Source organism: Litorimonas haliclonae, from assembly GCF_965138505.1.
Classification (GTDB): Bacteria; Pseudomonadota; Alphaproteobacteria; order Caulobacterales; family Maricaulaceae; genus Litorimonas; species Litorimonas haliclonae.
In genome coordinates this window covers 489,399-515,406 of sequence record NZ_CBCSCO010000001.1, presented here as the reverse complement: position 1 = coordinate 515,406, position 26,008 = coordinate 489,399, and the positions used below count along the sequence as shown (strand labels likewise).

Annotated in this window: 25 protein-coding genes; 12 read left to right on the top strand and 13 right to left on the bottom strand. The window is 50.1% G+C overall.

Annotated features, from left to right (window positions below; all coding sequences use genetic code 11):
* Positions 1–165: 165 nt before the first annotated feature.
* Entirely contained in the window at positions 166–387 is a 222-nt protein-coding gene (locus ACNA05_RS02265; protein WP_415809752.1) for a hypothetical protein, read from the top strand.
* Positions 388–409: 22 nt separating this feature from the next.
* Here ACNA05_RS02265 and ACNA05_RS02260 read toward each other — a convergent pair whose 3' ends face one another.
* Genes ACNA05_RS02260 through ACNA05_RS02245 form a run of 4 tightly spaced genes read right to left on the bottom strand, consistent with a single transcriptional unit; the run spans position 410 to position 7,927 of the window.
* Entirely contained in the window at positions 410–2,254 is a 1,845-nt protein-coding gene (locus tag ACNA05_RS02260) for an acetyl-CoA hydrolase/transferase C-terminal domain-containing protein (RefSeq protein ID WP_415809751.1), read from the bottom strand.
* An 11-nt stretch (positions 2,255–2,265) separates the two neighbouring features.
* Complete coding sequence (locus ACNA05_RS02255) at positions 2,266–4,347, bottom strand: 3-hydroxyacyl-CoA dehydrogenase NAD-binding domain-containing protein (RefSeq protein ID WP_415809750.1); 2,082 nt, start codon at positions 4,345–4,347, stop codon at positions 2,266–2,268.
* Positions 4,348–4,349: 2 nt separating this feature from the next.
* Entirely contained in the window at positions 4,350–5,636 is a 1,287-nt protein-coding gene (locus tag ACNA05_RS02250) for an acetyl-CoA C-acetyltransferase (protein ID WP_415809749.1), read from the bottom strand.
* On the bottom strand, positions 5,633–7,927 hold the full coding sequence (locus ACNA05_RS02245; RefSeq protein ID WP_415809748.1) for an acyl-CoA dehydrogenase: 2,295 nt from the start codon (positions 7,925–7,927) through the stop codon (positions 5,633–5,635). Before ACNA05_RS02245 ends, ACNA05_RS02250 begins: the two co-directional genes overlap by 4 nt.
* A gap of 174 nt (positions 7,928–8,101) precedes the next feature.
* Here ACNA05_RS02245 and ACNA05_RS02240 point away from each other — a divergent pair, with 174 nt between their 5' ends.
* A complete protein-coding gene (locus ACNA05_RS02240) occupies positions 8,102–8,350 on the top strand; it encodes a VOC family protein (RefSeq protein WP_415809747.1) in 249 nt (82 codons plus the stop codon).
* 116 nt (positions 8,351–8,466) lie between these two features.
* Complete coding sequence (locus ACNA05_RS02235; protein ID WP_415810104.1) at positions 8,467–8,661, top strand: hypothetical protein; 195 nt, start codon at positions 8,467–8,469, stop codon at positions 8,659–8,661.
* Positions 8,662–8,861: 200 nt separating this feature from the next.
* Here the strand turns inward: ACNA05_RS02235 and ACNA05_RS02230 are convergent, their stop codons facing one another.
* The 7 genes from ACNA05_RS02230 to ACNA05_RS02200 form a co-directional block, all read right to left on the bottom strand.
* Entirely contained in the window at positions 8,862–9,902 is a 1,041-nt protein-coding gene (locus ACNA05_RS02230) for an acyltransferase family protein (protein WP_415809746.1), read from the bottom strand.
* A 2-nt stretch (positions 9,903–9,904) separates the two neighbouring features.
* Entirely contained in the window at positions 9,905–10,636 is a 732-nt protein-coding gene (locus ACNA05_RS02225) for a PepSY domain-containing protein (RefSeq protein WP_415809745.1), read from the bottom strand.
* A gap of 57 nt (positions 10,637–10,693) precedes the next feature.
* Positions 10,694–11,113: a copper-binding protein gene (locus tag ACNA05_RS02220; protein WP_415809744.1), complete on the bottom strand. Its 420-nt coding sequence runs from the start codon at positions 11,111–11,113 to the stop codon at positions 10,694–10,696.
* The gene (locus ACNA05_RS02215; protein WP_415809743.1) at positions 11,110–14,304 is read right to left on the bottom strand and encodes an efflux RND transporter permease subunit; all 3,195 of its coding nucleotides are present in this window, start codon (positions 14,302–14,304) and stop codon (positions 11,110–11,112) included. Before ACNA05_RS02215 ends, ACNA05_RS02220 begins: the two co-directional genes overlap by 4 nt.
* Positions 14,301–16,184 (bottom strand): efflux RND transporter periplasmic adaptor subunit, encoded by a 1,884-nt coding sequence (locus ACNA05_RS02210; protein WP_415809742.1) that lies wholly within the window; start codon positions 16,182–16,184, stop codon positions 14,301–14,303. Before ACNA05_RS02210 ends, ACNA05_RS02215 begins: the two co-directional genes overlap by 4 nt.
* The gene (locus tag ACNA05_RS02205) at positions 16,181–17,524 is read right to left on the bottom strand and encodes a TolC family protein (RefSeq protein ID WP_415809741.1); all 1,344 of its coding nucleotides are present in this window, start codon (positions 17,522–17,524) and stop codon (positions 16,181–16,183) included. The genes ACNA05_RS02210 and ACNA05_RS02205 overlap by 4 nt, the downstream gene beginning before the upstream one ends.
* A 69-nt stretch (positions 17,525–17,593) precedes the next feature.
* On the bottom strand, positions 17,594–17,968 hold the full coding sequence (locus ACNA05_RS02200; RefSeq protein ID WP_415809740.1) for a hypothetical protein: 375 nt from the start codon (positions 17,966–17,968) through the stop codon (positions 17,594–17,596).
* Between the two features lie 148 nt (positions 17,969–18,116).
* On the opposite strand from ACNA05_RS02200, the gene ACNA05_RS02195 reads away from it, so the two are divergent.
* The 5 genes from ACNA05_RS02195 (at position 18,117) to ACNA05_RS02175 (ending at position 21,175) form a co-directional block, all read left to right on the top strand.
* Entirely contained in the window at positions 18,117–18,389 is a 273-nt protein-coding gene (locus tag ACNA05_RS02195; RefSeq protein ID WP_415809739.1) for a metal-sensitive transcriptional regulator, read from the top strand.
* An 11-nt stretch (positions 18,390–18,400) separates the two neighbouring features.
* Positions 18,401–18,760 (top strand): copper resistance CopC family protein, encoded by a 360-nt coding sequence (locus ACNA05_RS02190; protein WP_415809738.1) that lies wholly within the window; start codon positions 18,401–18,403, stop codon positions 18,758–18,760.
* A gap of 8 nt (positions 18,761–18,768) precedes the next feature.
* The gene (locus ACNA05_RS02185) at positions 18,769–19,614 is read left to right on the top strand and encodes a copper resistance D family protein (protein WP_415809737.1); all 846 of its coding nucleotides are present in this window, start codon (positions 18,769–18,771) and stop codon (positions 19,612–19,614) included.
* Between the two features lie 220 nt (positions 19,615–19,834).
* Positions 19,835–20,362: a DUF305 domain-containing protein gene (locus tag ACNA05_RS02180; RefSeq protein WP_415809736.1), complete on the top strand. Its 528-nt coding sequence runs from the start codon at positions 19,835–19,837 to the stop codon at positions 20,360–20,362.
* Positions 20,363–20,386: 24 nt separating this feature from the next.
* On the top strand, positions 20,387–21,175 hold the full coding sequence (locus ACNA05_RS02175; RefSeq protein ID WP_415809735.1) for a glutaredoxin family protein: 789 nt from the start codon (positions 20,387–20,389) through the stop codon (positions 21,173–21,175).
* Positions 21,176–21,216: 41 nt separating this feature from the next.
* Here the strand turns inward: ACNA05_RS02175 and ACNA05_RS02170 are convergent, their stop codons facing one another.
* Together ACNA05_RS02170 and ACNA05_RS02165 are read right to left on the bottom strand one after the other, a co-directional pair.
* A complete protein-coding gene (locus ACNA05_RS02170) occupies positions 21,217–21,777 on the bottom strand; it encodes a methyltransferase family protein (RefSeq protein ID WP_415809734.1) in 561 nt (186 codons plus the stop codon).
* On the bottom strand, positions 21,764–22,396 hold the full coding sequence (locus tag ACNA05_RS02165) for a cation efflux transmembrane domain-containing protein (protein WP_415809733.1): 633 nt from the start codon (positions 22,394–22,396) through the stop codon (positions 21,764–21,766). The genes ACNA05_RS02170 and ACNA05_RS02165 overlap by 14 nt, the downstream gene beginning before the upstream one ends.
* Positions 22,397–22,470: 74 nt before the next feature.
* On the opposite strand from ACNA05_RS02165, the gene ACNA05_RS02160 reads away from it, so the two are divergent.
* The 4 genes from ACNA05_RS02160 (at position 22,471) to ACNA05_RS02145 (ending at position 26,005) form a co-directional block, all read left to right on the top strand.
* The gene (locus tag ACNA05_RS02160) at positions 22,471–22,923 is read left to right on the top strand and encodes a MerR family transcriptional regulator (protein WP_415809732.1); all 453 of its coding nucleotides are present in this window, start codon (positions 22,471–22,473) and stop codon (positions 22,921–22,923) included.
* 50 nt (positions 22,924–22,973) lie between these two features.
* Positions 22,974–23,330: a hypothetical protein gene (locus ACNA05_RS02155; RefSeq protein ID WP_415809731.1), complete on the top strand. Its 357-nt coding sequence runs from the start codon at positions 22,974–22,976 to the stop codon at positions 23,328–23,330.
* 66 nt (positions 23,331–23,396) lie between these two features.
* Positions 23,397–24,692, top strand: a complete 1,296-nt coding sequence (locus ACNA05_RS02150) for a TolC family protein (RefSeq protein ID WP_415809730.1) — start codon at positions 23,397–23,399, stop codon at positions 24,690–24,692.
* Complete coding sequence (locus ACNA05_RS02145) at positions 24,689–26,005, top strand: efflux RND transporter periplasmic adaptor subunit (protein ID WP_415809729.1); 1,317 nt, start codon at positions 24,689–24,691, stop codon at positions 26,003–26,005. Before ACNA05_RS02150 ends, ACNA05_RS02145 begins: the two co-directional genes overlap by 4 nt.
* The last annotated feature ends 3 nt before the right edge of the window (positions 26,006–26,008 follow it).

The following is a 26,008-nucleotide window of genomic DNA, read 5'->3' as shown; positions in this document are numbered from 1 at the left end:
CTTCGAATGGTCGGGCAGTCGGCCCTATCAGAACTATCTAAGGGAATTAGAAATTGCATGTGATATCCAAAATTAATCTTACAAGAGCCTTGCAAACTGGCCTTTACAACACACATTTCGAGCAGGGCATTGCAAAACAGATGCTCTTTGATAAGGAATATTAAGATGATTTACCTAAATGCACTTGTAGGAACGCTTTTTCTGACTCTAGAAGCCGGCGTGTTTATCGAAGGTCTGACGTGGATGGGCTTAAACGCTCTGCATGCCTCACAATCCGTAATAATGGGCGGCGAAGCTCTTATGCTGATACCATTAGCCGTTTTATTCTTTTTTGTCTTTAAAAATGCCCTCTCGGCAGAAAAAGATATACTCGAAGGCAAGTTATAAGTCGTCTTGAGGCTGGTTGCATTTAAAGAACAGCTCGTAATAGATAGGCTTTGGAGCGTTCATCAAAGCTATTTGGTTTATCTAATTTCATTCGTTTCAGGGCGTCGCGTATATCCCCGTCAGGGTGACTGCGGAAGCCTTTCCAGGATGTTTTAATTATCTGGAATTTGGATTTTGAAATTGGTTTTAGCTTATCCAGGGCTTTTATGAGTTTTTGCTCAACCGGGGTAAAGTCAGTGCCAAATGGAAATTCCGGCAAATAACCCTTACCTCTAAATTCACTAAGAGCCTGCTGAATGTGGCCTGCCGTATTTTTGGACCATTCGGTCGGTGGATTGAATTCGCGCGAAAGTTTTCCGTTCTCTTGAGCTTTTTTTATCAATTCGCCATGGAATTGCGCGTCCGAGATTGAAATCATCCCCTTTATAACATCCGCATCACTTTTGCCTCTTAAATCCGCCGCGCCGTATTCCGTAACCACTATATCCCTCAGATGACGGGGGATGGTTGTATGGCCATAATTCCAAACAATATTGCTTTCGGGATTTACGGTTCCGTCGCGCAGAGCGTTTAACATTATCAAAGACCGGGCGCCTTGGAGCGCAAAGGCCTGACGCACGAAGTCATATTGCCCGCCAACGCCGCTTATGACCTGACCATTTTCCAGGCCATCAGAGACGACGGATCCGAGCAGGGTCGCTTTCATGGCATTGTTTATAAAGCGCGCATTTTGCCGATGTTTTTGTTTTTCTTCGAAATGACTGTGCACGTCATTAATGAACCGAACCCGGGTCATGTTGATTTTCTGGCGCAACTTCTCCGGCATCTCGTTTAGGCGTTGATAGAACGACTTGGGACCAACAAAAAATCCGCCGTGAACTAGTACGCTTTCGACTTCCCGCTTGATTACGTCTCCCTCCATCAAATCGAGAAAGCTGTCCACAAACATTTCGCTCATTCCGTGCAGGCCAATGTCAAAGGGAGCAAGATGTAAACCGCGCATCTCCTCTTCGGTATGGAGAGCGCTCATAACCTTGCGGTAAGTCTCGTTTTCATTTTGGCGTAAAATTAGGGCGTAAGCGACGGCGTCGCCGATAGACCCGATTCCTATCTGTAAGGTGCCATCATCGGGAATAAGGCCTGAAGCATAAAATCCGGCGGCGTATTCCGGCAGGCCAACGGGTCTTTTGGGGATATTGAAAAGTGCAGAGGCAGCAGACTCGCCGTCTAAAATGAACTCAAAATTGTCACGCTTTATCTCGGCGTCGCCTGACATATAGGGCAGGGTATTATTGATCTCTCCTACCATGATAAAGTTAGCATCTCCGCTTTCGCGGGCAGACAGGAGATCAAGCGTTATATCTGGATTGCAGGCAAGACTATAATTTGAGTCTTTTGATCTCCTCGAAACCATCTGCACAACAAGATTAATTCCGTCCTCAAGGATATAACTCCCTGCATCTGAGTAGTTGGCGCTAATATAGTTTTTTTGAACGGTTGCATTTCCGAGCCATTGGCCTGCCGCCAAGAAAAATTCACAAACATCCACATTAGGAGGCAGTTTGCCGTTTTGTAAATCCTGCGCAAAAGTTAGCTCACAATAGCCTTCATAAAGACGATCCTTTAAGGGGCCAAGAAACCGACCTTCCATATCCGACGTGGCTGAGGGCGTGGTGAGAGTAAGGGCCGTGTATATTTTTAGTGAGTAAGCCTGGTTTTGCCTGACGCGGTCGTAAATGGCATTAATAACGTGATTGGCTTTGCCGAGACCGAGCGGCGTGGCCATTATGATATTTCCCTCTAAGCGCTCAATTATCTCGTCGGCAAGTAAGCCGGCGTCCGTAAAATTCACTGTATTTTCAGCCATGGCGCTTTGGCTTATGCTTGCCAGAAAGGGTCTGGGTCAAAGCGCGGGCCATAGGTTTTGGAAAGACTGGAAAGGAATTGTTTTATGTCCTTATGACCTCGCGAGGCCGCGTAATTCATGGGGCCGCCTCGAAATGGAGCAAAGCCTGTTGCAAAAATCATGGCGGCATCAAGTTCGTCTGAGCTGCCGACAATGTCTTTTCGTAAACAGGCAGCGCATGCATTCAGCAGGGGTAGAATTAGACGGTCTTGGGCGTCGTCGGCGGGCGTTCCGGGTTCATCCTTCTGTGCCTTGCCATCTTTCCATTTGTAAAAACCCTGACCAGTTTTTTTACCCAAATGACCGTCCTCAACTTTTTGTCTAACGAAGGTAGGTATCTCGGCGACGGGCGTGTCCAATTGTTCCCGAAGAACGTCTCCTACATGCTGACAAATATCCAAACCGACCTGATCGGCTAGCTCAATGGGCCCGACAGGCATACCGAAGCCTTCGGCGGCTTTGTCTATTGTTTCTGCTTTAACGCCTTCTTCTAGCATGAGAATAGCTTCGAGGAGATAGGGCATCAAAGCGCGGTTGACTAAAAATCCGGGCGCGCTTTTAACGTCGACGGGCAGTTTGCCTATCTGGCCAATAAAGCCGCGGGAACGCTCCATGGTCACCTTATTCGCGCCAGACCAATTCACGACTTCAACCAAATCAAGACTCGCGACAGGGTTAAAGAAGTGGATTCCGGCGAAACGTCCTTTTTTCTTAAGAGAACGACCGATATCGGCCAGCGGCAAACTAGAGGTATTAGTTGCCAAAACGGCCGTTGTTTTCAAATCCGGTTCAACAGACGCATAAATCTGTTTTTTAATTTTTTCGACTTCCGGGCCGGCTTCAATGAGAATGTCCGCTTTCTTGACACCGTTTTGTTTTGGATCAGCTATGAGCCTATCCATAGCGTCCCGCGACTGCATGGAATTTAAGTGCCGTTTCTGTGTCATGGCTTTGGCGCGTTTCATGGCCACGCCAATGGCGTCATTTTCGATATCAGACAAAGTGACGGTCAAACCCTGTATCGCGGACCAAGCGGCAATATCGCCGCCCATCGCTCCGGCGCCGATCATATGGAGGTGGCCAAATTCCGATTTATTATCAGCAGATGACTTCAGGGCCTCTTTAAGGAAATAAACACGAATAAGGTTTTGGGCTGTTTCTGAAAACATGAGCTGAGCGAAAGAATGGGTTTCCGCTTTGGACATTGCGTCTCGGTTGCCGCCGTGCTTCTCCCATAAATCAATTAAAGCATATGGTGCAGGATAATGGGCTTTTGGAGCCTGTTTCGCGGTTTGAGCGCGCATTTTCTTTGCTGCAATAGACCGGCCCAAGCCAGTTTTCATCACGCTGCCAAGAAATCCGTTTTTACCAGCTTGAGGGCGGTTTTTGACAAGCGATTGAACCGCCGCTTTAGCATGTCGCTCTTCTACAATTTCTGAAACAATGCCAAGGGTTTTTGCTTTTTTTGTGTAGGCGGTTTTGCCTGTAAGCATATGGGTCATGGCTTCGAGGGGATTTATCAACCGCGTTAAACGAACCGACCCATCCAGTCCGGGGTGCAGTCCAAGCTGAACTTCGGGAAATCCAAATTTGGCCCCGTCTATGGCAATGCGCTCATCGCAGGCCAAGGCCAGTTCGAATCCGCCGCCGAGGCAGTGTCCATGTACAAGAGCAATTGTCGGGCAGGGCAGGGATTCCAATCGATCAAGAATAACTTTGCCTTGCAAAAGTTCATCTATCATAACTTCTGGTGAGGCCGCTTCGCGGAAATCACGTATATCTGCTCCGGCGCAGAAGCCGGACTGTTTTGTTGAGCGAATGACGACGCCTTTTGGAGGTTGGCTTTCTAACGCATCCAGAACGCGCGACAGGTCTTCGAGGACGGCTCTGTTAAGGGTGTTTACAGACTCTCCCTGTCGGTGAAAAAAGACCCAGGCAATATCGTTGTCGTCACGTCCCATTCGAAAATGGCGCATGTCTTGGAGGTTTTCTACGTCTCCCATTTCCATTTGACGAGACATAAGAGATTTAAGGACAGGACTTTGTCGCGTCATTTCTAAACCCTCTCTACTAACATGGCGCCGCCCAAGCCGCCGCCAATACATTCCGTTGCAATACCCCGCTTGCCGCCGGTCCTGTGCAAGGCATTGACCAGATGCAGGACGATGCGATTGCCACTCGTGCCGACAGGGTGGCCGAGACTAATCGCTCCACCGTCAATATTCAGGCGGTCTTGACTAATTTTTCCGATGGGAGCGTCCAGACCAAGAACATCTTTGCAAAAATCTGCATCTTCCCAGGCCGCGAGACAAGCGAGGACTTGAGCAGCAAACGCTTCATTAATTTCCCAGAGGTCGATATCCGCCAATTTTAAATTATGTTTTTGCATGAGAGGGGTTGAACTCATAACGGGACCAAGTCCCATTATTTTCGGATCAAGACCCGCCCAATTCGAATCCGTGAGTTTAGCTCTGGGTTTCAAATTATGTTTTTGTACGGCCTCTTCAGAGGCGAGAATGACCCAACTTGCGCCGTCCGTGATTTGTGAACTGTTTCCCGGAGTCACTTTCCCATGGGGTTTTTCAAAGACGGGTTTGAGCTTAGCTAGTTTATCTGTACTGGAGTCTGGTCTAACCCCGTCATCCGTTTCAAAAACGTCCCCATTTGGTGAAAAAGCCGGAAGGACTTCCTCGTCCAGATATCCTTCTTCCTGCGCCTTAGCGAGGCGAAGTTGGCTTTGGACGGCATATTCATCGGCTTGCTCGCGAGAAATATTAAAGAGATGCGCGAGGACTTCTGCCGTTTGTCCCATATTCAGAGAGGTAATGGGGTCTGTCAGGCCGCGTTCCAAACCAATGACGGGTTTAAACATGGAAGGCCGCAATTTGGTGAATAGCTTCAGCCTTTGGCTCAATGACTTGGCTCCGGCCAAAGCTCCGAACCATTCAACGGCTTCGCGGCGATAGACAAGGGGCGCATGGCTGAGCGCTTCGGCTCCGCCGGCAAGTATCATATCAGACCCGCCGTCTCTTATATACCGATAGGCTGTATCAATGGATTGCATGCCTGAGCCGCAATTGATCTGAACGGTAAAAGCAACCATTTCTGAGCCCATACCTAATCGAAGGGCTGCGACTCTGGCCGGGTTCATTTCATCTGCGACGACGTTGACGCAGCCTAAAATAACCTGATCAAATTCAGTCGGCGAAAAAGACTGCCGCAGGAGTAAGGGGCGTCCGCATTGAACGGCCAAATCCACAGGGGTGAACGGGCCGGGCCCGCCGCGCGCTTTTAAAAAAGGCGTCCGAGCGCCGTCGACGATGTAAACATCTCTGCCTTTCATTCTGCCGCACTCGCAATTTTAGACGAAGTTCTTTTCAAATATTCCCGCACGGGTTCCTCCGGTTCTTTATCTTCAGGGGGGCATCCATAACGTACAAAGTCATCGGCGGCGAAATCATCGACTTCTATGACGAGAGCTGCCGCCTCGCGAGCCTGTAAAATTAAGTCATATTCAGTTTGAGTAATAAGAGATTCCTTTAAGGCTTTCTCAGGATCAGAATAATCCGCGTTCCGGAGTTTGGTCTCTGCCGGGTCCGCTTCGAGGGTAAAGTCAAAGGCTCTTTCTAATCTGGAGATGCCTTCACTGCCGTGTTCATCACATAGATACATGCCTTGGGACAACCTATCACGTGTTGAGTTTGAGCTAGTAATTAGATCCGCGCATTGCCGTTTCAATTCGTCCGAAGGCAGAGTTTGAGATTTCCCAAATGGCAGCGTGATGGCCCGTAAGAACCAAGCAACTAATCTATTTGGAAAGTTATTGTAAACTTCGTCTAAGGCAGTCTCAATCGCCACAAATCCTTTTTTCATGTTATATCTAACGAGAGGAAGGTCCTCTGAGTGACGGCCTTCATCTTCCCACCGTTTAAGAACCGCAGATAGCATATAAAGCTCTGAGAGTACGTCACCCAAACGAGCGGAAAGCATTTCTTTGAATTTCAGTTTTCCGCCTAAAATTAATAACGACATATCCGACGCGATCGCCAGCGCCGCTGCATATCGACTCATAGACTTGTAATATTTTTTTAGTTCAGGTTCGTCAGGGGACGGGCCAGTACCGAACCAACTCCGCCCAATGGAGCGGAAAACGGTTTTCACAGAATGCCCTACATGTTTCCAAAAAGCTTTGTCGAAATCCCTTAGAGCTTCGGATTGGTCTTCTTTCTCTAATGCCAGAATTTCATCAAGTAGATGGGGATGGCAGCGTATTGCGCCTTGTCCAAATATCATGAGACTCCGCGTCATAATATTGGCCCCTTCAACTGTGATGGCGACTGGCACAGCCCGGTTCAAGCTGCCGAGGTAGTTCAAAGGTCCATCCATAACAGCCTTGCCGGCATGAATATCCATGGCATCAGTGACCGACTCTCTTAGAGCGTTGGTCATGTGATATTTCATGATGGCGGCGATGACAGAAGGTTTATGTCCTTGATCCAAAGCCGAGCAGGTTAAATAGCGTGCGGCGTCCAGTTTGTAGGCCCGGGCGCTGAGTGCTGCGAGAGGGGCTTGAATGCCTTCAAATTTACTGATCGGAACGCCAAATTGTTGGCGCACTCGGGCATAATTTCCAGAGGTGCGCGCTGTTAGCGTTGCGCCCGCTGCGGAGAGGGCCGGTAAAGAGATACCGCGACCCGCCGCAAGGGCGCTCATCAGCATAGCCCAGCCACGCCCCAACTGTGACTTGCCTCCGATCACATTCTCAAAGGGGATGAAAACGTCTTTCCCCGAGTTCGGGCCGTTTTGGAACATCTGAAAGGCCGGCAGGTGTCGGCGTCCGATCTCAACGCCCGGAAGATCTGTCGGTACAAGCGCAACAGAAATCCCTAAATCTTCTTGGTCTCCGAGAAGGTGATCCGGGTCATAGCATTTGAAAGCCAAGCCCAAGACAGTGGCAACAGGCCCCAGCGTAATATAACGCTTGCTCCAGTTAAGGCGTATGCCGAGTACCTTTTCGCCGTGATACACACCTTCACAAATGACGCCACTATCGACCATGGCGCCCGCGTCAGATCCGGCTTCTTCACTTGTTAAACCAAAACAGGGGATTTCCCGGCCATCTGCCAAGCGGGGCAGCCAGTAGTCTTTTTGATCTTCGGTACCGAATTGCAGGAGAAGTTCTCCAGGGCCGAGCGAATTCGGTACCATGGTTGTGACAGCCGCTACTGTGGAGCGGGTTGTAATTTTTTTGACAATTTCAGAATGCGCAAAGGCCGAGAATTCAAGGCCGCCATATCTCTTTGGGATAATCATACCAAAGAGTTTATTTTCACGAAGAAAATCCCAGACCTTCTGTTCCATATCCCCTGTTTCCCAGACGATTTTCCAATCATCTATGAGGCGGCATAGTTCTTCCAAGGGGCCATCTATGAAATTCTGTTCTTCTTTGGTCAAACGCGACGGGGGTGTGTTTCTCAACATTTCCCAATTAGGATTTCCGGTGAAAAGTTCCCCATCCCACCAAGTATCTCCGGCGTTTAGGGCGTCGCGTTCTGTCTCCGACAAGCTAGGCATGGCTTTTTTTGCCCAGTTGAAAATTGGTTTTGTAATAGTTTTTTGGCGCAAAGTACCCAAGGCTGGCTCCTATTTAGGACCGAAAGCAATTACGGATGAATTCCGGTGTCCTTAGTTCTACGCATTAATTCAGTATAAGTTTCTTAGAGACTTAGCTGGGCCTCAGAGATGCCAAGATATCTACCGCTAGAGAAAAATCTGAGCCATTTTATATGATGACTGACAAATCACGGCATGAGTGCGTCGCTTTATTATGCCGACCCCGATGGAAACCAGATGGAGTTTTCCGTCGATTGTTTCCCGACCAAAGAAGAATGCACAGCATATTTTCACGGAAAAGATATCGGAAGTAATCCGGTGGGGACGGAATATGACCCGGAGGAATGGCTTACGAAAATTCGCAGCGGCACATCTGAAGCCGAACTCATGAAGTTTGATCACAGCGCTCCTGTTTCCCCCATTCGCGGGGCCATGACGGCGTAGAATGAATCTCTATAACATCAGGGGTTGTCATACCGATCAGGAAGCTGACCAAAATTGTTCGCAGCTGACACGCTGATACCCGTTCATAGGAAAAACTCGAATTTCGCGCCGGGGACATTGTAGTAGTCACACCGCCAAAATGTGAAACCACGTGGATGCAAAGCATACTTGATATGCTTTTGCACCAATCGGTGGAGCAAAGACCGTTTAACAGTAGTCAGCCTTGGATAGACGCACATTATCTGCCGGACGAAGTCGTGTTCCCGTGCGTAAACTGGTATCAAGAAACAGCACTAAACTCTCTCTTTTAGCCCAGAGCATCCGCTTAAATGCAAACACATAGATTGTAATCTAAGAATGAAGAAAAAATGGCTCCGCAAGCAGGACTCATAGTTATCACAATAAGGTATAAATAACAGTTACTTAGGTGAGTGTCAAACAGTCTTTGGGGCACAGTTTGACCCCCATTTTGGGGCACGATTTTACCTTACAAGTCTATTGCATACTATGCTCACCTAGAGACGCGAGACTTCAATCTAAGCGCGGGCTTCTCAATGACGTGCCACGATAATCCCGCGAAGAGAATAAACAGAGGCGTGGAAATTGCCATAACTTCAAAAGGTCCCAAATCAGGAATGAGAAACAAGACGGCTTGGATGATCGGATAGTGCCAGATGTATATGCCATATGAGTAATCCGGGAGTTTTAGTAGCGGCTTAAATTGGCGGCGAGACAGGCCCAGCCTCAGCATAATTCCCGTGAGTAGCAATGTTGCCAAGAGCTCACCGAGAAAGCTTGCACCGAAAACAGCGAATAAGACTGCGATAACAGCAATACTCCACCAAGGCGGTCTACGGCCTGCTGGCCAGTGCCATAACGTCATACCCAGTAAGAAGCACGCTGAGAGCCGGAATAATGGCATAATTGAAGCTGGCAGGGTTGAAACGTCAAAGAATAGCGGAGCAGCTATGTAAATTCCGGCAACGGCAACAAGCATGAGGATTGTCGTCCAAAGTCGTTTAGCGAGCCCTACAAAGAATGCCAAAGCCGCAAGGACATATGCGGCCATCTCATATCTGATGGTCCAGAGAGGACCATTGAAGTCTTCTTCAAGATTGCCTGCAAAAATGCCTCCGGGAGCCCATTGTGGATCTCCCATGAGCAAAACCCGCAAAGCGTAAGACCAAGTATCAGGGGATGTTAAATTTACGAGGCCGCCGGGTTTTGAAAAGAGAGTCGAAAAAACCAGAACGAAGGCAACCATGATCGCTATCAGAGCGGGGTAAATTCTAAGAAGCCGAGAGGCGGCATATGATTTTAGATCGTTACGTGTTGCGAGGCTTTTCATAATAAGCAGACCGGAGAGAACGAAAAAACCGTTCACGGCCATATACCCACCTGTCCATTGGTGGATTCTGAAAGGCTCATAGCCCGTGGTCGTGAGCCAAAAATGACCAAGGGCAACAAGGCCTGCGAGAACCCACCGAATAGGCGTGAAATGATTATGACCAAATAAAGGATCGTTTGGTGCCGATGGAAGTGTTGAGACCATGATCAGGCTCCCGACTTTGAGTTGCGGCGACGCTTAAAGGCGCTACGAAGCCTGAGCACGACGAGCGCTAAGCCCGTTAGGAAGAAAAAGACTGCAAGAGATGCAACCGCTTTGATCCACCAAGAATTAAAGTTCTCGCGGTTGCTCCAATCCATAATGTGCAAGCCCCACATGAAATCAAAGGTCCGCCATAAACCTGTTCTGACAGCTTTGACCTCGGCCGTAGTGGCATCGACGTAAAAACTGGCAGCATCCGGTTTCTTGAAATCAATCCGCCAAACTGGTCCCTCGCGCCCATATTCGCGCGGGGCTTTGTCTTGAAAGAAAGTGGCTGCAGTTTCCGTACTTCGCCCAGCATAGTTACTGACCGCAATTTGCGTGGCTAGCGCCTCATTCAAGGTTTCCCAGACAACACCGGATTTAGCGTCAAAGACTTGCGTTTGCTCTTCACTTGCAACGATATAAACGGGCTGATCATTGAGTATCTTAAGCGTGAGAGATTGCGGACGAAGCGCGTGTTTTGAAACGATGTCTGACGGGCCTAAAATATCTAGGTTGGGCGAGACAATGGGCGAAGAGATTTCGGCCCGTAAATGCGTGCCCCGGACTTGATCAATTGGAAAAAGGGTCATGAACAGACCGGAGATGAGCCACAGCCCTAATTGCAGACCAATGCCAATGCCGAACCATAAATGAAGCTTGCGCAAATTTCGGTTTAATATCGCTTTATTCATTAAGCCCTCCCCAGACCTCTAAATTGGGCCTGCGACGTAATTCGCAGGCCCAATCTATCAGTGACCGCTATGGTCCATCTTTGCGTCGAGGCAGTCTTTGCCATCAGTGTCTGTGTTGCAGATCGCCGTAATACGGTAGCTTCCATCACGGCCCTTCTTGACCATGAAACTGACCTTGTCGTCTTTGGCAAATCCGGAGAGGTCAACGGCAGATGTGATACCAAATCCCATCGTCATGGCCCCCATGCCAACGCCTTCAATTTCTTGATGGTCGATAGTCGCTTCTTTTCCATCGGGACTAACGGAGACAATGATGCCTGTAGTGTGACCTGTATCGCCCATGGATTTCATTTGATCCATTTGACTATGGTCCATTTTCGCGTCGTCCATTTTGCTGTGGTCAATCTCGCCGCGGCCGCACGCGGACAAGCTTAATGCGGCCAAGGCCGTAAGTGTGAGTTGAGTTAGATGTTTCATGCGGTTTCTCCTTCAAGCGTTGCATGGTTTGGTTTTGGTGATTTTGGTAATTGGCGACCGACCCAGATGAAATAGATCGCCGGAATAACTATGAGGGTGAGAACGGTTGTCGAAATCATCCCGCCAAGCATGGGTAAAGCGATGCGCCGCATGACATCTGAGCCTAAGCCCTCTGTCAGAAAAATCGGGGCTAGACCTGCCATGACTGTCAGGACGGTCATAAGCTTGGGGCGCACGCGCAAGGCTGCGCCGTGGCTTACGGCCTGGAACAGCTCTGTACGGGTTGTCGGCTCATCCGTGCGGACTTGCTGATCGATATAGAGCAGCATGACAACGGCGGTTTCGACTGCAATACCGCCCAGAGCGATGAAGCCAACGGCGACCGCAACGGAGAGGTTATAGCCCGCTAAATAAACGGCCCATAAACCGCCAACGAGCCCGAATGGCAGAGACAGCATAATGATTAGCGTCCGGTCAAGACGGCCAAAGTGAAGCATTAAGAGAAGAAAGATAAGACCTATGGCGGCTGGGATGGCAATTTTCAGGCGCTCATTGGCGCGCTGTAATTGCTCATATTGACCCGACCATTCCACGGCATAGCCCGGCGGCAAGGTGACGGCATTGGCCACAATGTCTTTCGCCTCAGCCACATAGCCGCCAAGGTCACGACCCGCGATGTCCACAAAAACCCAGCCCGTAAGACGCGCGTTTTCAGACCGGATCATGGGCGGTCCTTCCGTATAGGCCACGCTTGCGACCTCGCGCAGCGGAATATGTGCGCCTGTTGGCGTTGGGATCAGAATGTTGCCAATGTCAGCATCGGTTTCGCGAAAAGCTCGCTCATAGCGCAGCATGATATTATAGCGTTCGCGGCCCTGAACAGACTCGGCTAGTGTCATGCCGCCCAGCGCCGTTTGGATAACGCCTTGGAAAGCCCCCATATCGATATTGCGGCGCGCCAGTTCCAAACGGTTAGGGGTAATCTCAAGATATTTACCGCCAAGAACGCGGTCAGCAAATGCTGAGCGCGTGCCGGGGATGTCCGTCACAACACCTTCAATCTCGCGCGCAATGGCTTCAATTTGCGTGAGGTCATCACCCGTCACCTTAATGCCAATGGGCGTGCGAATACCTGTCGAGACCATATCCATCCTAATTTTGATCGGATAGCCCCAAGAGTTCACAAGGCCCGGCATTTGAAGACGGCTGTTTAAGTCATCTACAATCCCGTCAGCGGTCATGCCTGCGCGCCACTCAGATTTAGGTTTTAGTCTTATCCAGCTTTCAATCATGGTCAGCGGCGCAGGGTCAGTTGCTGTATCGGCGCGCCCCGCCTTGCCAAAGACAGACTCGACTTCGGGAACTGTTTTAATGACGCGGTTGGTTTGGCCGAGGATTTCGCGCATTTTAGTCGAGGAGACGCCGGGTAAGGTCGTCGGCATGTAGAGAAGTTCGCCCTCATATAAGGCAGGCATAAATTCAGTGCCTAACTTTTGAGCCGGTATAATAACGCTGGCTGTAATGATGAGAGCAATGAGGACCGTCGCCCATTTTAACTTGAGGGCGGCCCAGATGATGGGTTTATAAATCCAGACAAAGAAACGGTTGAGCGGATTAGCTGTCTCTGGACGCATCTTGCCGCGTAAGAGCCAAATCATCAGCACTGGAATAAGCGTGACCGATAACAAAGCGCCAAAGGCCATGGCGTAAGTTTTGGTAAAGGCGAGCGGCGAAAACAGACGGTAACTCTCTCCTGTCAAAGCGAAGACAGGCAGAAAGGAGGCAACAATAATTAGCAGTGAGAAAAAGAGGCCGGGCCCAACTTCTTGCGCCGCCTCAATGAGTACTCGTTTGCTCGTTGGCTCGTCAGGCTTTTCGCCCAAATCTGAGAGTTTTCTCACCCCGTTTTCGACCATGACAATCGACGCGTCCACCATTGCACCAATCGCAATCGCTATGCCGCCCAATGACATAATGTTGGCCGTCACCCCTTGGCCTGACATGATGATGAAAGCCCCAAGAACGCCCAGCGGCAAAGTGATCACAGCGACAAAGGCGGCCCTAAAGTGAAGCAAGAAAAGAAATATGACGAGGGCGACGACGAGGCCTTCCTCAATCAGTTTCTTCTTTAGATAGGACACAGCTCCCTCAATGAGCGGCGCGCGGTCATAGACAGTGACGATCTCCACGCCGTCCGGTAGGCCACGCTGTAATTCCGCGAGCTTGTCTTTCACACGGTAAATGACTTCCAAGGCGTTTTCGCCGTCGCGCATTACGATGATACCTGCCACGGTTTCACCTTCACCGTTAAGCTCCACAATCCCGCGCCGTAGGGCCGGACCTTCAACGATGCGGGCCACATCCGACAATATCACAGGCGTCCCGTCTTTCGCCAACACCACGACTTGTTCTAAATCGAGGGCTGTTTTGACATAGCCTGATGAGCGGATGACATATTCAGTCTCGCCTTGCTCAAGCACGCGGCCACCAACCTCGCTACTGGCAGCGCGAATAGACTGGGCAAGTTGAGCAATTGAAACGTCATAAGATTCAAGTTTGTTTGGATCGATGAGGACTTGATATTCGCGCTCAAATCCGCCGACGGAGGCCACTTCCGAGACGCCTTCCACGCCGGACAGCTCTAGTTTCAGAAACCAGTCTTGAAGGGAGCGCAGCTCTGCCAAATCTGTCTGCCCCGTTTTATCAACCAAAGCATATTGGTAAATCCAGCCGACACCTGTGGCATCAGGCCCAATCTGAGGATTGGCATTTTCAGGGAGGTCTGACCCCAGGCGGGAAAGTGCTTCAACGACGCGCGAGCGCGCCCAATAGGGATCAACATTGTCTTCAAAGATGACATAGACAAAGCTAGTGCCAAACATGGACGAGCCGCGGACATCTTTTGTTTTTGGGAGACCCAACAGGTTCGTTGAAAGCGGATAGGTCACTAGATCCTCGACAATTTGTGGTGACTGTCCTGGAAACTCCGTTCGTATGATGACTTGTGTATCGGTTAGGTCGGGAACCGCGTCGAGCGGCATGTCTTTGAGTGACAACCAACCACCAACGGCGAGGGCTATAGCCAAAACAATGATAATGAGTTGATTGGCAACCGACCAGGCTATCAGCTTTGCGACGGCTGATTTAGACGGATCATTGCCCGCTAAATTTTCAGTGTGAAGCTCGCTCATGGCTGTCTGCCAGACATCTCGTCTGCCATATTGCCAGCCATAGGGTCAGGCCACGAAATGATTTGAGCCGTTGCATTTGAATAAGGATTAGCGGGCAATCCGCCATCTTGCAGCCAAAGACGCGCCGTTTCATCATCACTGTAAAAGATGAGGCCTTTGCTCTTATAGTGAGCGGGCGCGCCCAGCGTCAGCCAAGGGTCAAGCGCGGTCATCAACTGCGAAAGCTGGGCCGCTAAGGGCTCACCTGTCTTATTCTCTTTCGCCCCGCTTATCGCCGCTTCTGCCTGTTCTAAGATCGGCGATAATTTAGAGCCTGCAAATCTGCCTTTCAGATTTTCAATTAATCTGAGGGTGGGGTCGAGGAAGTATGGGTCAATCGCATAGCCATCAATCAAGGCTTCATGTAAATATAGCGCGCTATCGACCATATGATCAATTTGGCTCAGCGTAGAGCCGTCTATGGGAAGCTCGGATAAAGGCGTATTTTCGTCAAAATCGGTGGCAGGCAGGTTGAGTTTTGAAAGCCCTTCGCGCAGGTTAGATTCAGAATCGAGCATAAACTGACCGCTGGCCACAATACGCTCGCCTTCAGCAAGTCCTGATAATATCTCCGTGCGACCACGAACACTTGTTCCAATGGTCACATCCCGAGGCTCGAAACGGCCTTCCCCCAAAGCGACGATAACATGTGCCCCGCGTGAGTCGCGTAATATGGCTTGGCTTGGAATAGACAGCTTCGATGCAGAGGTTTCGGTTTCGTCAGCTTGAAAGACGATGTCGGCATAGGCGCCTGGTCGTAAAGAGCCGGAGGTATTATCAACGCTGATCCGCACGCGGGCGGTTCGCGTTTTAGGGTCTATGGTCGGGTAGATATAGTCAACCTTGCCCGTTTTTGCGGCATCAGGCGCGCTATCAAATTTCAGATTGGCGGATTTACCGATTTCCATCTTCGGCAGGTCGGACTCTGGTAAGGAAGCAATGACCCAGACCTTATCATAGGCCTGCAATTGCAGGATAGGGTCGCCGGGTTTGAGATAATCGCCGTCGCGCACCATGAGCTGTGTTACAACGCCGGAGCTTTCCGCATAGACCGGGACACGCTCAATGAGTTCGCGGGTCTCAGTCAAGCGCTCCACGAGGCTTTCTTGCATGCCTTTGGATATGAGCCTTTGGCGGACGGAGGCGATGCGGCGGGAATTGCCAATTTGAAGAGAGGCCAGATAGTCTTTTTGCGCTGCAATGAGCTCAGGCGTGTAGATGCTATAAAGACGTTGCCCACGACGCACGGTGTCGCCTTCTGCCCGCACGGTGAGGCCGCTGATCCAACCTTCAAGGCGGGAAGCCGCCATAGACTCCAGCCGCGTATTCGGCTCGACTGTGCCGTAGGCGCGCAAAGCTTGATTAAACGTCGCTGTGCCTACCGTAACCGTTCGGATGCCCATGGTTTGGATCATCTCGGGCGAAACCACCACGCCGCCGCTTTGGCCTTCATTTTCGTAAACAGGGATATAATCCATCCCCATGCTGTCTTTTTTGGGCACGGGAGACGTATCAGGAAGTCCCATGGGGTTTTTGTAATAGAGTATCTCGCCCTTTCCCGATGCGGCTGAAGAACCGCTATCTTTGACCGGGACGAGATCCATACCGCAAATCGGACAGCTCCCATTGGGGTCAGTCGAAATATAGTGCGGGTGCATCGGGCAGGTGTAAGAGCTCACCTCCTCTGCGGGCATGTCCATTTTTGATGACTGAGATTGTCCCGCTTGCATAGCCGCGTGGTCATGTCCGGCTTCCAAAGCCGAAGGGGATTTTGATGCGGGTTCACAAGCCGCCAGAATGAGGGCGCTGCTTAGAATGAGGGCAAATTTAAACTGAGTCATGATGGCACCAAAAGGCTATTCATTTTTGCAATCATTTGATCGCGTAAGGTTTGTTCTTTGACGATTTCCGCGCGCAGCATGAGAATGGCGATTTCACCGTCGATGATTGGCGAGTAATCGCCATTCCCGGATTCATAAGTGATCAACTGCGCCTCTGTCTGCGTTTCAATCGCGCTGATTTTCTGTTCAACAATGCGGATGTTTTGAACGGCTGTTTCCCGGCGGGCTTCATAGCGTGACCACTCGGATTGGACTTGGCGCGCAATGGCTGTGCGCCGAGCCATACTGGCATTCCTATCCATCTTGGCGGCGCGTAAATTAGGTTCTTGGCGTTTGCCTGCCCAGAGCGGAATTGTAAAACTGACGCCGCCCGAGACCCAATCATCTCCGTCAAAATTTGAGCGCGGGCCTTGGCCGGACTCGCGCTGTTGGTAGGTTAGATTAACCCCCCAATCGGGCTTAAAGTCTGCTTCTGCGCGCTGCACATCCGCATCGGATATATCAACATTCGCATCGGCTACGCGCACGGCATAAAATCCCAACGCGTTCCCGGTCCAAGGCGTCCTGGAAATTGCTGGTAGTTCCGTTTCAGGAACGAAACCCAAGAGGTTGATGAGCTCCGCATCTATCTGCGCGTCACGTCCTTCTAATTCAGCCAAGGTTCTAGAAACTTCTGTGCGTTCCACATCCACTTTTGCGAGGCGGAACACCAATGGGCGACCTGCATTGATTTCAATATCGATGATGTCAGAAAGTTCGTCATATTTTGACTGACGTGCGAGAGCCAAACTCCGTTGGGCCTCAAGGCTCTGTTTCTCAATTAGGTAAACCAATAGCTGACCGCGCAACCTTGCATATTGTTGTTCGGCTTCCAGCTCTTGTTGGGCGGCGCTTCTTAAGGATTTAAGCGAGTTAGCTTTGCGTTCAGACCGGCTCGGCAAAGCCTGCCGAATGCCAACGGCTTTATTGGACGGAAGGTATTCTGAAAAAGATGGATCAAAAAGCGGCACATTATTTAACTGGAGTGACACGACCGGATCAGGCAGTCCGAGCGCGCTTTCTGCACGTTGACGATTGGCTTGCGCGCTAAGGCTAAGCGCGTCCAAAGAAGGATGGGTGCGCAATTGCGTTTCTAATTCAGAAAAGGGCATAGCCCGTATCGAAGGTTGCTGCTGTTGCGCGGCAGTCGTCGGACCCGCGCCCAACAATTCAGGTGCATAAAGCGCGTCTTGAGCAAAGGCGGCAGCTTGCAAGCTCATAACGCTCATGCCGCCAACTAAAAGCGAAAGCGTGACGGTGCGAAACCGAGTCTGATAAAATGATGTGTGGCGGATAAACATCCCAAAATCTCCAATTAAACAGGCGAATAGGCTCAGAGGAAAACTCTGAACAGTCAGTCTGCTTGGAGATTAAATGATTTGGGCGTCGAAGCGTGAGTAAGGGCTATCAAGCCTTCCGTTAGGTTGCCTTGGAGGCGGTCCCGTTGTTCTCAAAAGGCGCACTTCGGGACGCGGCAGAACCGTAGGATTATTGATAAGCGTTACAAAGGTCAGGTCTGCTTTTGCATGGGTAACGGGGTCGCTGTCAGCCATAAAAGCCGAAGACACAGCGCAGTCATCACAAGAGGAGCAATATTTTTCAGGGGTTTGCGTGTCGCTCCCGCCTGATTTGACTTCAGGGGCCGTGTGACAAGGCGGAGATACCGTTTCAGATACTTGTCCTGTGTCCATAGTCATATCAACATGACCTGTCACGCAGCACGCCATGACAGGCGTGGCCATCATAATGAGGGCTGCGAATAAGCAGATGACTGTCGAAATGACTCTCATCCTTGCATTATAGACCAAAAAGATTAAGAAAGTAAATACCCCCATGGGGCATGTTATCATCTGCAAGCGTCACACTTTCGTGTTCATAAAATTGAGGAATACAATGTCTACACATTCTCCCAAGACGATTAACCGCCTCAAAAGAATTGAGGGTCAAGTACGCGGCATTATTAAAATGCTGGAAAATGAACGCTATTGCATTGACGTTCTGACCCAGATGCAAGCCGTGAAATCCGCGATGGCACGAGCGGAAAGCGAAATTCTCAAAGATCACGCGGCGGGTTGCGTAAACGCGGCCATCCAGTCGGGCGATGAGACAGCGCAGCGCGAGAAAGTCGCGGAATTGGTAGACCTTTTTGATAAATTGAAGCGCTGAAGGATAAACATATGAAAAGATCGGTTTTAAAATTGACGCTTGGGGCTTTTCTCATGGCGTCTTTGCTGGCTCCTACAGCTATGGCTCACACTAAGGTCCAGTCCGCTACATTAGAAGACGGCGGCGTTTACCAAACGATGCCGGATGTCTTTGATCTGGTGTTTGCGCAAAAGGTAGGGCTGGCGACTTTTTCTCTGAAAGATAGCGAGGGAAAAGCCGTTGTTGTTGATTTCACGCCGTCCAAATCTAGGGAAGCAAAATTCTCTATTCCAATGCCTGAGCTAAAAAGCGGGTTATATGAGATGACGTGGAGAGCCGTTTCTAAAGACGGGCATGTCGTCAAAGGCAGCTTGAGCTTCACAGTCCAATAAGCGTTTTCATGCTGACCGCCTTGGCCCTGATTGCAAAACTAATGCTCTATATCGGAGCTCTAGTCTCAATCGGTATTTTATCGCATTTTTGTCTCGGGATTCAGCAAAAACTGAAGAGGCTACGCACCTTCGTTGCGGTCCTTATCTTAGGGGCCATCTTAAAGCTGATCATTGCCAATGGGCAATTGGCAGGCTCATTGTCGCAAGCCTTTAATCAACAGACTTTCGGCTGGGTCTGGCAGTCCAATGGGACTCAGTTTTTGGTGTTCGTGGGGGGCGCGGGTTTAGCCATTCTCTCCAGCTTTATAAAACCGAGTGATTTGAGAAAAATAACTACGGCTTTTTCGATTATCCTATTGAGCGCTGGCTTTGCGGCGTCCGGGCATACGCAAGCGGCCGAGAACATGCCGTTCCTTCCGCTATGGGTCATTCCGCATATTCTTATTGCCGGATATTGGCTTTACGCGCCCTTCAGTCTCTGGCCTGCTGATACATTGTCCGACAGAGACCTGATCCTAAGAACAGAACGGTTCAGTCATTTCGCAATATGGGCCGTGCCGTTTTTATTTGTCACCGGCTTGTATTTGTTGTGGCGACTTAACGGCAATCTATTGGATATCGGGTCAACGCTTTACGAGCGTTTCCTTATGGTCAAACTCGTGGCCGCCCTAATCTTATTGGGTGCGGGAGCCTTTAACAAATTCCGGATTGGGATCCTTTTGCAACAATCGCCTTTGGTCGGACGTGCGGCCTTGCGCAAATCACTAGGCCTTGAAGCCGTACTATTTCTATTCGTTCTGCTTTGTGTCTTATGGGCAACAACGGTGACTGGCCCTAATGGACATAGTCATTAAGATATTATTCTTTCGAGACAGGATTGATTTCATCCGCCTAAACTGTGCCTCTGCCTAACGCCCAAACTTGCTCCACGGCGTATATCCATCCAGTCGTTTTTTCAATTACAGCCCCCTTCGTGATGGTTTGCGTAAAATTCGGAACCATTTCCGTCCCTTGTCATTATACCCTATATAGGTATAAACAAAATACCCACATAGGGTATAGAAGGAGTAGAACATGAATCCACAACACAAAAGCAATTATGGCTTATTCTTCGCAATGATTGGAACCTCAACCCTCGTCATGTTGGGGCTCATGTATCTGAATAGTTATCAATTCAGTCACGTTCGGTTTTCTGAAACTCGGACCTATATGGCCATATATATGGGCGCTGCCATGGCCATTATCATGCTCGGTTTCATGCTTAACATGTATAAGAACAAGAAAGCTAACCTCGCGATTTTTGGCGGGAGCGCACTCGTTTTTATAGCCGCTCTTTTCTTGGTACGTAGCCAAGTGACCGTCCAAGATGAAGCTTGGATGAAAGCCATGATCCCGCATCACTCAATCGCCATCATGACGAGTGAGCGCGCCGAGATTGACGATGTGCGCGTGAGGGCACTTGCCAATGAAATTATCAAAGCCCAGCGCCGTGAAATCAAAGAGATGGAATGGTTGATCAACGACATCAAAGAAAATGGAACAGCCGCGACAGACGCCGAAGCCGCCGCGCGGCCAATGCCGGAATTTGAAGGCAAGCTTTAGCGTTTAGCCTGGCAGGAGACAGATATGAGTATTGCAGAAGAACTTGCCGTGAAAGACACGGCCCAAGGCAAAAAAGCCGTCGTTTACCGCATGGTCACGGATGAACACATCTGTCCCTTTGGTATCAAGACCGTAGACCTTCTCAAACGCAAAGGGTTTGAGGTTGAGGATAATTGGCTCACAAACCGTGCTGACACGGATGCTTTTAAGGAAAAGCATGATGTGAAGACAACGCCGCAAACTTTTATTGACGGTGAGCGCATTGGCGGTTTTGATGATCTGCGCAAGCATTTTGGTTATGAGGTGAAAGACCCGGATAAAAAGACCTACACGCCCGTTCTGGTCGTTTTCTACATATCGGCTCTCCTCGCCATTGCCGCCAATTGGGCGACATCAGGCGACGTGCTGAACCTGCGGTCTTTGGAATGGTTCATCGCTTTCTCAATGGGTATGCTGGCCATGCTCAAATTGCGTGATCTGGAAACCTTCTCAAATATGTTTGTCGGCTATGATATCCTCGCGCGGCGCGTCGTTCTCTATTCCTATGTCTATCCCTTTGCGGAAGCGCTGGCCGCTATTCTCATGGTTGCGGGCGGTATTTTCGGATTCATCGCGGCGCCTATTGCCCTATTCATCGGCACGATAGGCGCGATCTCTGTCGTTAAAGCTGTCTACATAGATAAGCGGGATATTAAATGCGCCTGTGTGGGCGGCGGGGTAAACGTGCCGCTCGGCTTTGTATCGCTTAGCGAAAACCTCGCCATGATGGGCATGGGCATCTGGATGATTGTTAAAGGTGTGGGCGTGGCTTAACGGGCCGCTATGCAAAAAAATGGTTTGGCGAAGTGCCGGACCTAAAGCGTAAAATATCGGCCTACCGTTTGTTTATAGTCTAAATACGGTTGACCGAAAACCTGCGCCAAATGGGGCTCTTCGACTTTTGTTATCCCGACATGCACCATGAGCGCAAACACGGCGACGAATACGAAGGCCAAGATTGATCCTGAGGCAATCGCGGCCCCTAGGAACATGAGGCCATAACCAAAATATTGTGGGTTTCTGGAGCGTGTATAAATGCCGTGCGTAATCAGGGCGTCTTCTTTTAGGCCATAGACGCGCGATTGATCGCCATAGGCTTTCCGACCCAAATAGATTATATATGCGCCCGCTCCGAGGACCAGCAATCCCGGAAGAACCGTCCAATATTGCGGCGTGTAAAGCGTACCTCTATTTATCCACGCAATTGCAAAGGTCATTAGAGCATGACCGTGCATCGCAACACCCGACCATGCCGCAAGAAAGGGCGTGAGATTACCGTTCTTCGTAAAGGAGCGTTTTGCAAAAATCCCAAAGGGAATCGAGAGACATCCATTGAGTAGCATAAGACCGATGAGTAATGGTTCAGCATGGATCATGTTGCATGACCTCTCCGGATTTTAGTTCGGCTCGCGCCTGAGAAATTATTGAGACTGAGGACCGCAGAAACAGTGTGGCGAGCAGAATAGCGACGACCAGATCAGGCCAAGCCGCGCCCGTTATGGCGACCACAATTCCGGCGATGATAACACCGACATTACCGATAGCGTCATTGCGCGAACAGAGCCAGACAGAGCGCACATTCGAGTCACCGTCACGCCAACGCATTAAAATCACCAGACTTGTCAGATTGGCTAATAAAGCTAAAAATCCGATAGTTCCCATTGTCTCTGCTGCGGGAACCGTATCGCCCAAAAAACGATATAAAGACGATCCCAAAATAATAATGGCAATGAAAGCCAGGCTGCCGCCCTTGAACAGAGAGGCGATGGCGCGCGTCCGTAGGGAGGCTCCGATAACAAATAAGCTAATGGCATAAGTTGCGCTATCGCCTGCAAAATCGAGCGCGTCCGCCAAGAGGGCTTGAGACCCTGATTTGAGACCCGCCGTTATTTCCACAAAGAACATGACAGCATTGATAAGAATGACCGCCAGTAAGGCGCGCTTATAGCCGTCCGACATCCCTTCAAAAACTTTATCGTCGCAACATCCGCTCATCTTATCGTCGTCCTCTTGTGCAATTTCGAGAATAAACTACTGTCTACAGTCACTGTAGAGGCAAGAGAAAAACTATGAGCCGAAAAACGATTGGTATTTTGTCCCGCGAATGCGGCGTGAAAGTCACGACCATTCGTTATTATGAATCTATCGGGCTTATTCGCGAGCCTGATAGAACAGATAGCGGGCAACGCATTTATGACGACGCTGCGGTCGAGCGTTTAAACTTTATCCGCCATGCGAGAGATCTTGGCTTTCCAATTGAGGCTATTCGTGAACTCATTGACCTTCAGGAAAGCCCAGGAACAGACTGCGCGAGCGTTGACCGCATTGCGCGAAGCCAGCTCGCTGATGTCAGGCGGCGTCTCAATCAACTCGAAGCCTTAGAGGCTGAGCTTAAAAATATGATTACAAACTGTAAGGGCGGTGTAATTGATGACTGCAAAGTGCTGCAAACCCTCTCAAACCATGACCAATGCCTAGACGTACATGATGCACACAAAGAATTTACCCCAATTGGGTCATAAGAGAATTATTCTCTTGACCCTCTAGTGACTGTAGGTGCTAATTAAACGCAATGTTTGCAACGCGCTTCATATCCTCTGCCAAGATTTGGCTGACCGTCTGCGTGGCGGTTATGGTGAGCTTTGCCACGGTAACGCCGGATATTCATCCCGTCGAGCCGGACGAGATCGCCTGTCAGGATGAAGGCGGGATAGCGCAGGTCTTAAATGAACATAGTCCTGAACAGCCAAACAAAGCCTCCCATGATCATCATGCCCACAATTGTGGCAGTTGCCATATCCACGCGACCACGCTTCATTTTGCCTCGCTGAAACCCTCTATCGCAGATGTGCTCGGGTATAATTTGAACGCCTATGACGCCCCGCCGCGCGCGGGCCCCACGGGGCTCTACCGTCCTCCCCGTGCCTAATCTTTAGCCTAAGGCCAAGCTGCGCTTGGTCATCTGTCTTTAGATTATCACGAGGAATATATTACAATGTCAAAATTATACCGGGGCGCTGCAAGCGTCCTGATTGTGGCGGCCTTTTCAGGTACTGCAATCGCGGCTCCGTGCGGTGAGCCAACTTCAACGACGTCGGTCATTGTACCGGGCGCGCCGCTTACTTTGCATGCCGTCATGGCAGAAATTTCAAATGCGTCTCCGCAGGTCAGGCGTGCTGCCTTGGAAACGAAAGCCCGTCAGGCCGAAGTGAACCAGGCCGGACGCCGCCTGAATCCGGTTGTCAATCTTGAATTTGAAAACTTTGCGGGCTCGGGTGCGTTATCAGGCTTCGGTCAATCCGAAACCACGCTATCATTTGCGCAAACATTTGAGTTGGGCAATAAACGCAGCCTTCGCAGAGAGGCAGCCAGCGCTGCTGCGTCACTTGCAGTAGCAGAATGCGGCGCAATATTGCGGCAATCACAGCTCGAAGCCGCAGCTTTGTTTTTTGACCTAGAGGCTTCATTGCGTGTTGCTGAATTTGCAAATGATTCTGCTCGCTTAGCGGAGGAGCTTGTTCAGATCGTCACAAAGCGGGTCAATGCGGGCGCTGCTGCTCCGCCTGAACTTTCACGGGTAAAAGCTGACGCGGCGGCACTGAAAGCGGCCTCAGAACAGGCCAAAGCGCAAAGTCTTAGACTGCGTTTTGAATTAGCTGGATTATGGGGCAACCCGAATCCACAATTTGCGGAGCCGATTGTTGAGCAAATAAGTTTGCAGGGAAATGATGTCTTGGGACTTAAAAACCTCAGGGATCATCCAAAAGTCATTATGGCATTGGCGCAAGAAGATGTTAGCGAGGCCGTGAAGGATCTGGCGAAATCGGCCGCAATTCCAGACGTGACATTAAGCGCAGGGGTTAGACGCTTTGACGAAAGCAATGAAAATGCCTTTCTTTTGGGCGTCAGTGTCCCTTTTCCAATTTTTGACAAAAAGCGCGATGCCGTGACGGCAGCAGGGTTCCGAATCCAAGCTGAAGCGTTAAATCGCCAAGCTGTGGAAGCGGATCTTTTATCGCAGCACAATGCTGCTCGCATTGAGCTTCAATCAGTGCGGAAGCAGTTAGACGTTCTCGAAACTGAAGCTTTGTCAGAAGCGAGAGCGGCGTATGAGGCGTCTATCAAAGGATACCAAGCCGGTAAATTTGATCTCACGACGACCTTAGACACACGCAAAAATTTGATTGAAGCGGGGATCGCCGTCATCAACGCGACCCGCAATGTACAAATCCAAGATATGAAATTGCGCAGCTTGACCGGCGCGTCCCCTTTTACCGGAGATATCCAATGAAACGTAATCTACTTCTCAGCGCGGCGTTTTTCACAACCGCTTTATTTTTAACTGCCTGTAGCGGGGACGTGGACGGTGTTAAAAAACGGTCCGCAGAGCCCGAGGCCGTTTCATCGCAACAAGCAGACCAACACGCAGACGATGATCATGGCAATGAAACTCATAGCGACGAATATCAGGATGATGACCATGCCGACGATAGTCATAGTGATGATGAGCATGGCGACGAAGATGAAGGCTCTGACATTGTGAAATTGTCAGACGAGGAGTCTCGTGAGGCCGGAATAGTCATCTCGCAAGCGTCAATGGGACAGCTTGGGCAAACGATTAGTTTGCCGGCGGAGGTTCGGTTCGATGCAGACCGTGTTGCGAATGTGTCACCTAAGGTGAGCGGAATTGTCGCCAAACTCTACAAGAGCGAAGGAGACACTGTGAAACGCGGGGATACATTGGCGCTAATCTCCAGCCGTGAACTTGCCGGACTAAAAGCTCAATGGCTCAAAGCCCAGACCCAGTCCACTTTGGCAGCTAAGGCTTTAGAGCGCGAAGAAAAACTGTTTGCCGAAAGAATTACAGCAGAGGCTGATGTCCAAGCTGCCCGCGCTAATTTTGAAGCATTAAAGGCCGCTAAAGATGCCGCAGAGAATGAACTCCATGCAGCAGGTGTGAGCCATTCGGCTTTGGATAATATCGCAACAGCAAATGACGGCGACAACGCAAATTCTTTTCTAAGCGCCCCGATTAGCGGGACGGTTGTTCGCCGTGACGTAATGCTGGGCGAAACTGTATCCGCTGGTGATGCTGGGGTAGCGACCTTATTCACAATCGCTGATGATAATGTGGTGTGGGCTGATATTGGCGTTTACAAGCAAGACATTAGCCGAATCAGAGAGCAGGCACCGGTTGTTTTGAAATCGGATGAAGGAACGATTCTAGCCGAATCGAGCGTCGCCTTTATTCTACCGATCATTAACGAGACATCCAGAACTGCTACTGCGCGGGTCATTTTGGATAACCCTAATGGAAATCTGCGTCCTGGGCAATTTGTTACCGCTGATATCAGTGTGGGAGAGTCGCAGGTCGTTCTACGCGTTCCGCTTGCTTCAGTACAGACAGTCGAAAAAAAGGCGTCAGTCTTCGTGCCGGTTGAGGGTGGCTTTGCGCCGCAAAACGTGACGATCGGATCAGAATCCGGCGGCTATGTTGAAATACGTTCAGGGCTTCGCGCCGGAGACAGATTTGTTTCCGAAGGCGCCTTCACGCTCAAGGCGCAACTTGAAAAAGATGCGTTTGGCGATGACCACGGACATTAAGGA